Origin of the sequence: Nocardioides ginsengisegetis, from assembly GCF_014138045.1 — a bacterium.
Lineage (GTDB): Bacteria > Actinomycetota > Actinomycetes > Propionibacteriales > Nocardioidaceae > Nocardioides > Nocardioides ginsengisegetis.
Genome location: NZ_JACGXA010000001.1, coordinates 2005532 through 2018073, shown reverse-complemented (window position 1 = coordinate 2018073; position 12542 = coordinate 2005532). Strand labels below are relative to the sequence as shown.

The 12542-nt window shown below is 71.3% G+C and carries 13 protein-coding genes; 10 read left to right on the top strand and 3 right to left on the bottom strand.

All coding sequences use genetic code 11. The features are described from left to right. Nucleotides 1-20 precede the first annotated feature (20 nt). From FB382_RS09630 to FB382_RS09605, 6 genes are all read left to right on the top strand, one after another. The gene (locus FB382_RS09630; protein WP_182538706.1) at nt 21-1217 is read left to right on the top strand and encodes an acyl-CoA dehydrogenase family protein; all 1197 of its coding nucleotides are present in this window, start codon (nt 21-23) and stop codon (nt 1215-1217) included. After that, nucleotides 1214-2020: an SDR family oxidoreductase gene (locus tag FB382_RS09625; protein WP_182538704.1), complete on the top strand. Its 807-nt coding sequence runs from the start codon at nt 1214-1216 to the stop codon at nt 2018-2020. Before FB382_RS09630 ends, FB382_RS09625 begins: the two co-directional genes overlap by 4 nt. Then, the gene (locus FB382_RS09620; RefSeq protein ID WP_182538702.1) at nt 2013-2612 is read left to right on the top strand and encodes a TetR/AcrR family transcriptional regulator; all 600 of its coding nucleotides are present in this window, start codon (nt 2013-2015) and stop codon (nt 2610-2612) included. Before FB382_RS09625 ends, FB382_RS09620 begins: the two co-directional genes overlap by 8 nt. Further along, the gene (locus tag FB382_RS09615) at nt 2605-3768 is read left to right on the top strand and encodes an acetyl-CoA C-acetyltransferase (protein ID WP_182538700.1); all 1164 of its coding nucleotides are present in this window, start codon (nt 2605-2607) and stop codon (nt 3766-3768) included. Before FB382_RS09620 ends, FB382_RS09615 begins: the two co-directional genes overlap by 8 nt. Before the next feature lie 110 nt (nt 3769-3878). Beyond that, nucleotides 3879-5753 (top strand): glycoside hydrolase, encoded by a 1875-nt coding sequence (locus FB382_RS09610; protein WP_182538698.1) that lies wholly within the window; start codon nt 3879-3881, stop codon nt 5751-5753. Continuing rightward, nucleotides 5750-6196, top strand: a complete 447-nt coding sequence (locus FB382_RS09605) for a hypothetical protein (RefSeq protein ID WP_182538696.1) — start codon at nt 5750-5752, stop codon at nt 6194-6196. The genes FB382_RS09610 and FB382_RS09605 overlap by 4 nt, the downstream gene beginning before the upstream one ends. A 3-nt stretch (nt 6197-6199) precedes the next feature. On the opposite strand, the gene FB382_RS09600 is transcribed toward FB382_RS09605, so the two are convergent. Further along, entirely contained in the window at nt 6200-7315 is a 1116-nt protein-coding gene (locus FB382_RS09600; protein WP_182538695.1) for a hypothetical protein, read from the bottom strand. Continuing rightward, complete coding sequence (locus FB382_RS09595) at nt 7312-7842, bottom strand: SigE family RNA polymerase sigma factor (RefSeq protein WP_182538693.1); 531 nt, start codon at nt 7840-7842, stop codon at nt 7312-7314. The genes FB382_RS09600 and FB382_RS09595 overlap by 4 nt, the downstream gene beginning before the upstream one ends. A 252-nt stretch (nt 7843-8094) precedes the next feature. On the opposite strand from FB382_RS09595, the gene FB382_RS09590 reads away from it, so the two are divergent. Further along, on the top strand, nt 8095-10098 hold the full coding sequence (locus tag FB382_RS09590; RefSeq protein ID WP_343055543.1) for a M4 family metallopeptidase: 2004 nt from the start codon (nt 8095-8097) through the stop codon (nt 10096-10098). 32 nt (nt 10099-10130) lie between these two features. Here FB382_RS09590 and FB382_RS09585 read toward each other — a convergent pair whose 3' ends face one another. After that, entirely contained in the window at nt 10131-10592 is a 462-nt protein-coding gene (locus FB382_RS09585) for a hypothetical protein (protein WP_182538691.1), read from the bottom strand. Nucleotides 10593-10628: 36 nt separating this feature from the next. Here FB382_RS09585 and FB382_RS09580 point away from each other — a divergent pair, with 36 nt between their 5' ends. From FB382_RS09580 to FB382_RS09570, 3 genes are read left to right on the top strand one after another with little or no spacing between them, the layout of a single operon-like run. Further along, nucleotides 10629-11618 (top strand): GNAT family N-acetyltransferase, encoded by a 990-nt coding sequence (locus tag FB382_RS09580; RefSeq protein ID WP_182538689.1) that lies wholly within the window; start codon nt 10629-10631, stop codon nt 11616-11618. Further along, nucleotides 11615-12016, top strand: a complete 402-nt coding sequence (locus FB382_RS09575; protein ID WP_182538687.1) for a Rid family hydrolase — start codon at nt 11615-11617, stop codon at nt 12014-12016. The genes FB382_RS09580 and FB382_RS09575 overlap by 4 nt, the downstream gene beginning before the upstream one ends. 59 nt (nt 12017-12075) lie before the next feature. Beyond that, nucleotides 12076-12528, top strand: coding sequence for a hypothetical protein (locus FB382_RS09570; protein ID WP_182538685.1), 453 nt, complete (start codon nt 12076-12078; stop codon nt 12526-12528). Nucleotides 12529-12542 lie beyond the last annotated feature (14 nt).

The following is a 12542-nucleotide window of genomic DNA, read 5'->3' as shown; positions in this document are numbered from 1 at the left end:
TGCTTGGTAGGCTACCACCCGTGGACCTGACCTACTCCGAGGCGGACCAGGCTTTTCGCGCCGAGGTGCGGGCCTGGCTCGAGGAGCACCTGAGCGGGGAGTACGCCGCGCTCCGGGGCCTCGGCGGGGCCGGCCGCGACCACGAGGCGCACGACGAGCGGCTCGCCTGGAACCGGCACCTCGCCGCGCACGGCTGGACCTGCCTGGGCTGGCCGACCGAGCACGGGGGCCGTGGGCTGAGCCTGTGGCAGCAGGTGATCTTCCACGAGGAGTACGCCCGGGCCGACGCGCCCGCGCGCGTCAACCACCTCGGTGAGGAGCTGCTCGGCCCGACCCTGGTCGAGCACGGCACGCCCGCCCAGCAGGAGCGGTTCCTGCCGAGGATCCGCGCCGTCGAGGAGCTCTGGTGCCAGGGCTACTCCGAGCCCGGCGCCGGGTCGGACCTGGCCAACGTGCAGACGAAGGCGCGTCTGGTCTCGGCAAGCTCGACCACCGAAGGGCAGTGGGTCCTCGACGGCCAGAAGGTGTGGACGTCCAATGCCCACGAGTCCGACTGGATCTTCGTGCTCGCACGCACCGAGCCGGGGTCACGGCGCCACGAGGGGCTGTCGTTCCTGCTGGTGCCGATCGACCAGGAGGGCGTCGAGGTCCGGCCGATCGAGCAGCTGACCGGCGGCTCGGAGTTCAACGAGGTCTTCTTCACCGGCGCCCGCACCGGCGCCGACCTCGTCGTCGGCGAACCCGGCCGCGGCTGGGCGGTGGCGATGTCGCTGCTCGGCCACGAGCGCGGCGTGTCCGTGCTCGGCCAGATCGTGGGGTTCTCCCGCGAGCTCCGCGGGCTCGTCGAGGTCGCGCGCGGCAACGGCACCCTCGACGACCCGGTGGTCCGCGACCGTCTCGCCCGCGCCACCGTCGAGCTCGAGGTGATCCGGCTCAACGCCCTGCGCTCCCTCGGCGGCACGGATCGTCCGGCCGGAGCGGACTCGATCGCCAAGCTGGTCTGGGCGGGCTGGCACCAGCGCCTCGGCGAGCTCGCGATGGACGTCCTGGGTCCGGCCGGCCTGACCGCGCGGCCGGGGGCGACGTACGAGCTCGACGAGTGGCAGCGGCTCTATCTCTTCTCCCGCGCCGACACGATCTACGGCGGCAGCGACGAGGTCCAGCGCAACATCCTCGCCGAGCGCGTGCTCGGCCTACCCCGGGAGGCCCGCGGATGACCGCACCCCAGCACGCACCCCAGCACGCACCCCCGTACGTGCCCGGCCACGACCTGCTCGCCGGCAAGGTGGTCGTCGTGACCGCCGCGGCCGGCGCGGGCATCGGCGCCGCCGTCGTACGCCGCGCGCTCGAGGAGGGCGCCCGGGCGGTCGTCTTCAGCGACACCCACGAGCGCCGGCTGGCCGAGGCGGAGGGGACCCTGGCCGCGGAGTTCGGCGCGGACCGCGTGCGGCAGCTGGTCTGCGACGTCACCGACGAGGCCCAGGTGGGCGCGCTGCTCGACGCGGCCGACGACCTCGGCGGGGTCGACATCATGGTCAACAACGCCGGGCTCGGCGGCACGGCCAACGTTCTGGAGATGACCGACGAGGAGTGGCTGCGGGTCCTCGACATCACGCTGACCGGCACGTTCCGCTGCGTGCGGGCGGCCGGGCAGCGGATGGTCGCGGCGGGCAAGCGGGGCGTGATCGTCAACAACGCCTCGGTGATCGGCTGGCGGGCCCAGGAGGGCCAGGCGCACTACGCGGCCGCGAAGGCCGGCGTGATGGCGCTGACCCGCTGCTCGGCCCTGGACCTCGCGCCGCACGGCATCCGGGTCAACGCGGTCAGCCCGAGCCTGGCCATGCACCCGTTCCTGGCCAAGGTCACGTCCGACGAGCTGCTCGACGAGCTCATGCAGCGGGAGGCGTTCGGCCGCGCGGCCGAGCCGTGGGAGGTTGCCAACGTGATGGTGTTCCTGGCCAGTAACTATGCGTCGTACCTCACCGGTGAGGTCGTCTCCGTGAGCAGTCAGCATGCCTAGGCGGGACGAACTGCTCGGGATCGCCGCCGGGCTGTTCGCGGAGAAGGGCTTCAAGAACACGACGGTCCGCGACATCGCCGAGGCGTCGGGGATCCTGTCCGGCAGCCTCTACCACCACTTCGACTCCAAGGAGTCGATGGTCGACGAGATCCTGTCGTCCTTCCAGGAGCAGCTCTTCGCCGACTACGACGCAGTCCTCAAGAGCGACGCCGACGCGCGCACCAAGATCGAGCAGGCGGTGCGGCTGTCCTTCCGGGCGATCCACGAGCACCGGTACGAGGTCGCGATCTTCCAGAACGAGGCCGACTACCTCGGCGGCTTCGACCGGTTCGCCTACCTCGCCGAGCGCAACGCCCAGTCCCGCGACGTCTGGATCACGCTGCTCACCGAGGGCGTCAAGTCCGGTGCGCTCCGCGCGGACCTCGACATCGAGCTGACCTACCGCTTCATCCGCGACACCGTCTGGGTCGCGGTCCGGTGGTACCGCCCGGGCGGCTCGCTCTCGCACGAGGACGTCGCCGACCAGTACCTCCGCATCCTCCTGGACGGGATCTCGACAAGCTCGATCACCGAAGGGGGCACCCGTGCCTGAGGCCTACATCGTCGACGCCGTACGCACGCCGGTCGGCAAGCGCGGGGGAGCGCTGGCCGGGATGCACTCGGCCGACCTCGCGGCCCACACGATCGGCGCGCTCGTGCGCCGTACGGGCATCGACCCGGGCGCCGTCGACGACGTCGTCCTCGGGTGCTGCGACACCATCGGCTCCCAGGCCGGCGACGTCGCCCGCACGGCCTGGCTGGTCGCCGGGCTGCCCGACCACGTCCCCGGCGTCACCATCGACCGGCAGTGCGGCTCGTCGCAGCAGGCCGTGCACTTCGCCGCGCAGGGCGTCATGTCCGGCACGCAGGACCTCGTCGTCGCCGGGGGAGTGCAGAACATGTCGGCCATCCCGATCTCGGCCGCCATGCTGGCCGGCCAGTCCTACGGCTTCTCCACGCCGTTCGCGGAGTCGCCCGGCTGGCGGGCGCGGTACGGCGCCCAGGAGGTCAGCCAGTTCCGCTCGGCGGAGATGATCGCGGAGAAGTGGGACATCTCCCGCGAGGACATGGAGGCGTTCGCGCTGGCCTCCCACGACCGGGCGCGTACGGCGATCGCCGAGGGCCGGTTCGTCCGCGAGATCGAGCCCGTGCCTCTGCCCGACGGCGTCGTGTTCGCCACCGACCAGTGCCCCCGCGAGACGAGCCTGGAGAAGATGGCGATGCTCCAGCCACTGGCCGAGGGCGGCCGGATCACCGCGGCGGTGGCCAGCCAGATCTGCGACGCCTCGACCGCGATGCTGATCGCGTCCGAGCGGGCCGTCCGCGACCACGGCCTGACCCCGCGGGCGCGCATCCACCACCTCTCGGTCCGCGCCGACGACCCGGTCTGGATGCTCACCGGGCCGATCCGCGCCACCCGTCACGCCCTCGAGCGCACCGGCCTCACGGTCGACGACATCGACCTCTTCGAGTGCAACGAGGCCTTCGCGTCCGTCGTGCTCGCCTGGATGCGGGAGCTCGACGTGCCCCACGAGAAGGTCAACGTCAACGGCGGCGGCATCGCCCTGGGCCACCCGATCGGCGCCACCGGCACCCGCCTGATGACCACGCTCCTGGGCGAGCTCGAGCGGACCGGCGGTCGCTACGGACTGCAGACCATGTGCGAGGGCGGCGGCCAGGCAAACGTGACGATCATCGAGCGCCTCTGAACCACTGGTCCACGCCGGCGATAACCCCGCGGCCACGGCGTCGTTGTGCCAGCATCCAGTGGCTCACCCCATCCGTCGGTGACGTCGCCCGCCTTGCGAAGGACCTCCGCATGTCTCTTCTTCAGCGCCGCTTGCTCGTCGGGGGTGTGGCGCTCGCCGCCTCCGCAGGCTTCATGGCGATCGCCCCGTCCGCCCCGGCCTCGATCGACGCCTCCACCATCACGGTGCCGTCGTCGCCGGGACACGTCAGGACCGCGTGGCACGGCAACGCGCCGTTCAACAACGGCAACTCCGGTCTGGTGTGGGGCCAGGTCGGCATCGACGACCCGACCGGTGCCTGCGACCCCGCGAACCCCAGCCTCAACAGCCAGCACCAGGTGCACGTGTCCTTCCCGAAGAACCTGCCGCAGGGCTACGAGACGCTCGTGCGCTTCTCGGTGAAGTGGACCGATGACGCCGGCGCCAACACCACCAACGACCTCGCGATGTACCTCTACGGCCCCGACGGCAAGCTGGTCGCAGCCTCCGACGGGTCGCAGAACCTCGAGGGCATCAACGTCACCTCCCGCACTCCCGGCACCTACAACGTGCTGGTCTGCGCCTTCCAGAACCCGCCGACCGGCACCGTCTACACCGGCTCGGCGACGGCGTACACGATCAAGCCGGGCAAGGTCGCGACCTCGAAGGCCACGGCGCCGACCTACCACCAGTTCAGTGCCCCGGCCGGAGTCGCCGACAACGCGGGCGAGCCCAGCATCGGCAGCAACTGGAAGTCGGGCAACACGCTCTTCACCTCCAACACCGACGAGTACGTCGTCACGTTCGACGACAAGGCGCGCACCTCGGCCTGGGAGAACGTCAACACCGACCCGACCGACCCGTCGAACAAGATCTCGCTCGACCCGATCGGGTGGACCGACCACACCACCGGCCGCACGATCGTCAGCCAGCTCTACCTGGCCTGCTCCGCGACGGCCTACTCCGACGACGACTTCGCCACGCCCGCCACGCCCTCCGAGGGCTGCGGCACCGGCATCAACGGCTTCGACCACCAGACCATCGGCGGCGGCCCCTACCCGCAGGGCATGTCCGGGAGCTACCCGCACGCGGTCTACTACTGCAGCCAGGGCGGGGCCCTGCTGCTCGGCAAGGCCTACTGCTCGCGCAGCGACGACGGCGGTGTCAGCTTCGGCTCGCCCGTGGCGCTGTGGAGCACCGAGTGCTCGGGCATCCACGGCCACGTGCAGGTCGGCCCCGACGGCACGGCGTACGTCCCCAACGCGATCTGCGGCAACCGCCAGGGCGTCTCGGTCTCGCGCGACGGAGGACAGACGTGGAAGGTCCGCACCATCCCGGGCAGCATCGCGGGTCAGTCCGACCCCTACGTCGGCATCGGCAAGGACAACACGCTCTACGTCTCCTACGCCGACGGCACGGGTGAGGCGCGCGTCGCAATCTCGCGTGACCACGGCAAGACCTGGACGCGCAACCTCAACATCGGCAGCCTCGCCGGCATCCGCAACACCGAGTTCGCGATGGTGGTGGCCGGCGACGGCAACCGCGCGTCGGTCGCGTTCCTCGGCACGAAGACCCCGGGCTCGACCCAGGCGGCGTCCTTCGGCAAGTCCGCCGACGGCAAGACCTTCACCGGCGGCGCCTGGCACCTCTACGTCGCCACGACCTACGACCGCGGCGCGACGTGGACGATGGTCAACGCGACGCCCCACGACCCGGTGCAGCGCGGCTGCGTCTGGAACTCCGGCGGCAGCAACCCCTGCCGCAACCTGCTCGACTTCGAGGGCATCACCATCGACCGGACCGGCCACGTGATGGTCGGATTCGCCGACGGCTGCGTGAGCCCGGCCCTGGACAAGGCCAGCGACTGCGTCGCGAGCGACAAGGTGTCGGACAACGGGCTGGTCAACCACGGCGCGATCCTGCGGCAGCTGTCGGGCAGGACGCTGTTCGCGAAGTACGACCGATGACGGGGACCGTCAGGCCCGGCGTCGCCGGGGTCCTGGTGACGCTGGGCCTGACGCTCCTGTCCGCGTGCGGTGGCGACTCGGAGGGGGCGGCCGACCCGGGACCCGCGTGCATGCAGAGCCTGTCTCCGGCGTCCGTCCCCAGTGACGGCACCTTCCCGACGGACTGGCCCTTCCCGCCGGGCACGGTGGTCACCGCGACCGAGGAGGTGCCGGGTGGTGGCCTGGCCGTGACCGCCCAGGTGGGCTCGGACTTCGAGGAGGTGCTGCCCTTCATGCAGCACGATCTCGAGGACGCCGGGTTCGTGGCGACGCAGGGTGAGGCCGAGCACGACGACGCCGAGGCCACCTGGTCCGGCAACGGTTACGCGGGCACGTGGGCCATCAGGAGCTCCGAGACGTGCTCGGGCACCACGCTGCTGCAGGTCGCCGCCGCCAAGCAGTGACGGTCATCGAGCCACCAGGGTGACGTCGCGCTGGGCCACCCGGCAGTCCCCGTCGGGGAGGTGGCACACGAGCATGTCGCCACGCGTGGGCGGGACGTCGCCGGCGCTGTCGCCGGCCGTGACCACGACCGTGTCGTCGTCGAGCCAGTAGGACACCTGGTTGAGCTCCGGTACGTCGCCGGGCACCCGGTAGCCCGGCGGCACCCGCAGCCGGAGACGCACGCCGTCGGCCACGAGTCGTCGGCCATGCTGCGCGAGCTGTGGGCTGTCGTCGAGCACGACCGCCCCGTCCCGCGTGCGCGCGGTGAAGATCCGGCCCCCGGCGACGAGCTCGGCGTCCATCGCCGACCGGGTGATCTCCGTGGTCCGCCCCGCCGCGACGTCGTGGCGGAAGAGGTGCGGGTCGGCGCACGGGTGGAGGTCCTGGAGGTCCACGACCCAGCAACCCGGTCGGCCCGGGTCGGGGTTGAAGTAGACGTGGTCCGTGTCGACGTGCAGGAACACGTCGTGCCGGCCGACGAACGGGATCCTGGCCACGACCTCGCGGCGTGAGGAGTCGTAGACGACGAAGCGCGTCTGGTCGCCCACCGACCCCGTGGTCGCGTCCGGCCACACCACGAGCGAGCCGGACCCCGCGGTGTGGAGGTCGTACCGGCTGTAGTGCTCCGTGGGGATCCGGCCGATCTCGACCGGCGTCGAGCCGTCGCTGAACCACACGGGGTCGCTCCACGGGTCGTCGTCGCTGTCCTCGGTCACCCAGACGGCCCCGTCGTCGGTGACGTCGAGCGTCCACACGGTCGCGCCGGCGTCGACCGATCTGTCGCCCACGTGGACCGTCGAGCCCTCGGCGTACACGAGCGGGCGGACGTGGCCGGGCGACGGGTCCACCACGGTGGGAGAGGGGGAGGGGGCGGGCGACGGGTGCCCGGCGGAGTCGTCCCCGAGGACGAACGGGGTCGAGGCGACCACCGCGACCAGGGCGGCCGTGCCGGCGAGCACCGCGACCCGACGACGGCGGCGGTGGAGATGGGCCCGGGCCACCAGCTCGCCCACGTCCACCCGGGGGTCGGACGCGGCGTCGGCGGCACGACGCAGCAGGTCACCCAGCGGCTGGTTCATGCCGTCGCCTCACTTTCCGTGGTCCCGGCCGCCTCGAAGGTCGGACCGAGCGAGGCCCGGAGCCGGGTCAGGCCCACCGAGACCTGGCTCTTGACCGCGCCGATCGAGCAGCCCATGGCCTCGGCGGTCTGGGCCTCGGTGAGGTCCTGGTAGTAGCGGAGCACGATCGCCGCACGCTGCCGCGGCGCCAGGGCGCGCAGTGCCGCGATGACGGCCTCGTGGTCGACCAGAGCCTGGGTCGGGTCGGTTCCGGGACGTTCGGGGAGCGCCTCTGTGGGGCGCTCGTGGAAGGAGCGGCGACGACGCCACGAGATCGAGGTGGTGACGATGATCCGCCGGGTGTAGGCCTCGAGGTTGTCCCGGTCGTGCAGCCGTGGCCACGCGAGCAGCGTCTTCACGAGCGCCTCCTGGAGGAGGTCCTGGGCGAGCTGGTGGTCGCCCGCCACGAGGTAGGCCGTGCGCAGCAGCGACGGGGCGCAGGCGTGGGCGAACTCGCTGAACTCGGTCACCTCGCCGTCGTTGCGCATCTCGCCTCCCGACCTGATGGTCCTCCCGCCCACAACACGCCGCGATACGGCCGAAAGGTTCGGGCGCGACTTCTGCAGGTTCCTGCAGTGCACTTTCGTGCACGTCGAATCCGTTGACCATGCCCACCGCGCGGCGCAAGAGTTCGCGCGGTTCACGTTCTCGGGTTGAAGTTCTGTGTGTGTTTCCGAGCCGAGCCAAATCTCATCCATTGAAGGTGGGCTCGTTCGTGAGCCCTGAACTGAGGAGATCGAGTGAAGAGACGCGTCGCTGGGGGCTTTACAGCAGCCCTCATCTCGGCGGTGGCGGTGGTGTCGGCACCAACCGGTGGCCAGGCAGCAACCCTCAACCAGGCAGCACACCAGGACTCCAAGGCCCTGGCCGCACAGTCGGCGAGCAGCTTCGTCAAGGGCACCCCGCCCGCGCTGCACGCCAGCAAGTACGACACCTTCCGGGCCCTGCCCGTGCAGTCCTCCAGCGGGCTGCAGTACGTCCCCTACGAGCGCTCCTACCGCGGCCTCCCGGTCGTCGGCGGCGACTTCGTGGTCCGGACGGACTCGGCCGGCAAGGTGCTGGGCACCAGCGTCGCCCAGACGCACGCCACCCAGCTCTCCTCCGTGACCCCCACCATCGGCAAGGGCGCCGCCCGCGCCACCTCGGCCCACCAGGTCAAGGACGCCACCCTCGAGGCCACCCGCCTCGTCGTCCTCCAGCGGGACACCTCCCGCCTTGCCTGGGAGACCACCGTCAACGGCACCCGCAACGGCGAGGTCTCGCGCCTCACGGTGTACGTCGACGCCCTCACCGGCACGGTGCTCGCGACCAAGGAGCACGTCGCCGAGGGGACGGGCACGTCGGCCTACGCCGGCACCGTCACGATCCCGACGACGCTGTCGGGATCGACGTACTCGATGAAGAACAGCAACGCCGCCACCCTGGTCTGCCAGGACGCCGCCACCAACGTGACGTTCTCCGGCACCGACGACCTGTGGGGCAACGGCAACGCGACCAGCCGCGAGACCGGCTGCGTCGACGCGTTCTACGCCGCCGAGCAGGAGCGCCAGATGCTGTCGGCCTGGGACGGCCGCAGCGGCATGAACGGCTCCGGCGGCTGGGTCCCGATCCGCGTTGGCCTCGCCGACGTCAACGCCTACTACGACGGCACGCAGGTCCAGGTCGGTCACACCCAGACCGGCGGCAAGTGGATCGGCTCGATCGACGTGGTCGCCCACGAGTTCGGCCACGGCGTAGATGACACCACCCCCGGTGGCATCTCCGGCAACGGCACCCAGGAGTTCGTGGCCGACACGTTCGGCGCCGCCACCGAGTGGTACGCCAACAACGCGACCGACCGGCCCGACTACACCGTCGGCGAGCAGGTCAACCTGGTCGGCTCCGGCCCGATCCGCTACATGTACAACCCGTCGCTGGCCGGCGACAAGAACTGCTACGACTCCACGATCCCGACCGCCGAGGTGCACGCCGCGGCCGGCCCGGGAAACCACTGGTTCTACCTGCTCGCCGAGGGCACCAGTCCCACCGACGGCCAGCCGACCAGCCCGACCTGCAACAGCAGCTCGATCACGGGTCTGGGCATCCAGAAGGCCGCCAAGATCATGTACAACGCGATGCTGATGAAGACGTCGACGTCGTCGTACCTGAAGTACCGCACCTGGACGCTCACCGCGGCCAAGAACCTCTACCCGGGCTCCTGCACCGAGTTCAACACCGTCAAGGCGGCGTGGGACGCGGTCAGCGTGCCGGCGCAGGCCGGCGACCCGACCTGCTCCACCGGTGGCGGCGGCGGCTGCACGGGCCAGCTCATCGGCAACCCCGGCTTCGAGACCGGCGTGGCCACCCCGTGGACCGCTTCGGCCGGCGTCGTGGACAGCAGCACCGGTGAGGCCGCCCACGCGGGCAGCTGGAAGGCCTGGATGAACGGCTACGGCGCGACCCACACGGACACGCTGTCCCAGTCGGTCACCATCCCGGCCGGGTGCCGGGGGACGTACTCGTTCTACCTGCACATCGACACCGCCGAGTCCGGCTCGACGGCCTACGACAAGCTGACCGTCAAGGCCGGCTCGACCACGCTGGCGACGTATTCCAACGCCAACGCGGCCGCGGGCTACCAGCTCCGCTCGTTCGACGTCTCGTCGCTCGCCGGCACCACGTTCACGCTGAGCTTCTCCGGAGTCGAGGACGCCTCGCTCCAGACCAGCTTCGTCGTGGACGACGCCGCGCTCAACCTGAGCTGAGCACCTGCACCACCCCCGACGGCCGTCGTCCCCTACGCGGGGACGGCGGCCGTCGCCTTGCGCCGTGCCGCGGTCAGCGAGACCAGCAGCACGACGTAGGCGACGACGGTGACCAGGGCCGCGACGAGCGCGATGGTGTAGCTGAGGCTGAGCATCGCGTCGTCGTGGCCGAAGGCCTGGGTGAGCAGCGAGATGTGGCTGTCCTCGGTGTCGCCGAAGTCGGGCAGGAACGTGCCGAAGACGAGCATGCCGAGCCAGGTGACGACCTGGGCGCCGGCCTGGAAGCCGGTGAGCGCCCGCGGGCGGCCCTCCTGGGTGAAGGCCAGGATCGTGGTGACGAGCAGCGCGATCAGGAGCACCAGGGCGACCGGGGCGAGCACGAGGCCGAACCAGCCGAACACCCCGAAGACGAGGCGGCCGATCCAGACCCACACCGTCAGCAGGAGGTTGAGCGGGATCATCAGCAGCAGCGCCTTGCGCCCCAAAGAACTCACGTGCCGAGACGATAGGTGCGGTGCCATGCTCGCGTCATGGAGATCGTGGAGTTCGGCTCGGACGACAGTGGCCTGGTGGCGCGCTTCGTCGACGTGAGCAACGCCGTACGCCGCCACGACGCGCCCTGGCAGCACCTCCAGACGGTGCACGCGGCGACCGGGATGCTGCGCCACGGCTGGGACGGCGAGCCGGCCGTTCCGTTCCTCGCCACGCACGGCGGTGACGACGTGGCCGCGGGGGAGTGGCACGTCGGCAACTACGACAACCTGCACATCGCGTGGCTGACGGTGGACGTCCATCCGGCGTTCCGCCGGCGCGGACACGGGACGGAGCTGCTCGAGGCGCTCGTCGACCGGACCCGGTCGGCCGGCCGGACGTCGGTGGGCGGCGACGGTTGGGACAACGAGCTGTCTCGGTCGTTCGCGGCCCGGCACGGCTTCGAGCAGAAGGCCGTCGAGGTCAACCGGCGCCAGCTGCTGGCGGAGGTGGACCCCGCGCTGGTCGACCGGCTGCACGCGGAGGCGGCGGCCGTGGCGGCGTCGTACGAGCTGGTGCGGTGCCCGGCACGCACACCCGACGACCAGCTGCCCGTGATGGCCGAGATGGTCTCCGCGATCAACGACGCCCCCATCGACGACCTCGACATCGAGGACGAGGTGTTCAACGCCGAGCGGGTGCGGGCCTACGAGGAGGCGCACGCCGGGCGCGGCATCACCCTGCACCGCCTCGTCGCGCGGCATCGCGAGACCGGCGAGCTGGCCGGTCAGACCGTCATCGGCGTCGACCGGGAGCGGCCGCACCTCGGCAACCAGCACGACACCTCGGTCGTCCGCGCCCACCGCGGCCACCGCCTCGGCCTGCTGCTCAAGACCGGGATGCTGCAGTGGCTGCGCGAGGTGGAGCCCCAGATCGAGGAGATCGACACCTGGAACGCCGAGTCGAACAACTTCATGATCGACGTCAACGAGATGCTCGGCTACCGGATCGTCGGCCGGGCGCTGGCGTTCCAGAAGTCGCTCGCGTGAGCCCCGTCGAGCTGGTCCGGGCACCGGCGTTGGCCGACGAGGTGCCCTACGCCTACGCGGCGGTCGCCTCGGACGTACGCCGACTCGTCTTCACCGCCGGCGCCTGCCCGCTCGACCAGCACGGCTCGGTCGTCGCGGTCGGGGACGTGGCCGGGCAGGCCGAGCAGGTGATGGTCAACCTCCGCGCCGCCCTCGCCGCGGCCGGTGCCGGACTCACCGACGTCGTGAAGTCGACCGTCTACGTTGCCTCCCACGACCGGGCCGACCTGGTCGCGGCCTGGGACGTCGTACGTCGCCACTTCGGTGAGCACGACGCCCCCAGCACCCTGCTCGGCGTCGCGGTCCTGGGCTACCCCGACCAGCTGGTGGAGGTCGAGGCGATCGCGGCGCCGGCGTGACGGACCGCATTGTCGGCGGGAAGACGGTGCGACGGCTCCTGGCCGAGGAGGATGTCGCCATGATCACGAGGCCGAGGATGATGGTGACGATCGGGGTCGTCCTGCTCATCACGGTCGGCGCCGCCGTGCTGGGCGGGTGGTGGCTCGGCAGCAGGGGAGAGGCGGCGCCACCGGACCCGGTGATCGCCCTGGCCGAGGACTGGCCGGGGATCCCGTACGCCCGGATCCAGGGGTCGGTCACGATCACCGACGACTGCGTGACGGTCGATGGTCATCTCTCCGTGTGGCCCAGGGGCGCCCACCTGGCGGCCCAGGACGACTCGTCCGGGATCGCCCTGCCCGGCGGGATGTTCGTGCCCATCGGGGGCGCGCTCGACTCGGCCGGGGGCAGCTACGACGTGGCCTTCTCCGGGCTGGCCGGGATGATCGGCGCCGACCAGGCCGCTGCCGTCCGGGCGTGCGCGACGCGGCTGGGCCAGACGTCGTTCGTGGTCGTCTTCCCCGAGGCCTGACCGGCAGTTGCGCC

What these genes read in the sequence shown, in the direction of transcription:
- FB382_RS09600 (WP_182538695.1), bottom strand. Translation starts at nt 7,315, where the DNA reads ATGAACCAGCCGCTGGGTGACCTGCTGCGTCGTGCCGCCGACGCCGCG.
- FB382_RS09595 (WP_182538693.1), bottom strand. Translation starts at nt 7,842, where the DNA reads ATGCGCAACGACGGCGAGGTGACCGAGTTCAGCGAGTTCGCCCACGCC.
- FB382_RS09620 (WP_182538702.1), top strand. Translation starts at nt 2,013, where the DNA reads ATGCCTAGGCGGGACGAACTGCTCGGGATCGCCGCCGGGCTGTTCGCG.
- FB382_RS09580 (WP_182538689.1), top strand. Translation starts at nt 10,629, where the DNA reads ATGGAGATCGTGGAGTTCGGCTCGGACGACAGTGGCCTGGTGGCGCGC.
- FB382_RS09605 (WP_182538696.1), top strand. Translation starts at nt 5,750, where the DNA reads ATGACGGGGACCGTCAGGCCCGGCGTCGCCGGGGTCCTGGTGACGCTG.
- FB382_RS09625 (WP_182538704.1), top strand. Translation starts at nt 1,214, where the DNA reads ATGACCGCACCCCAGCACGCACCCCAGCACGCACCCCCGTACGTGCCC.
- FB382_RS09570 (WP_182538685.1), top strand. Translation starts at nt 12,076, where the DNA reads ATGATCACGAGGCCGAGGATGATGGTGACGATCGGGGTCGTCCTGCTC.
- FB382_RS09610 (WP_182538698.1), top strand. Translation starts at nt 3,879, where the DNA reads ATGTCTCTTCTTCAGCGCCGCTTGCTCGTCGGGGGTGTGGCGCTCGCC.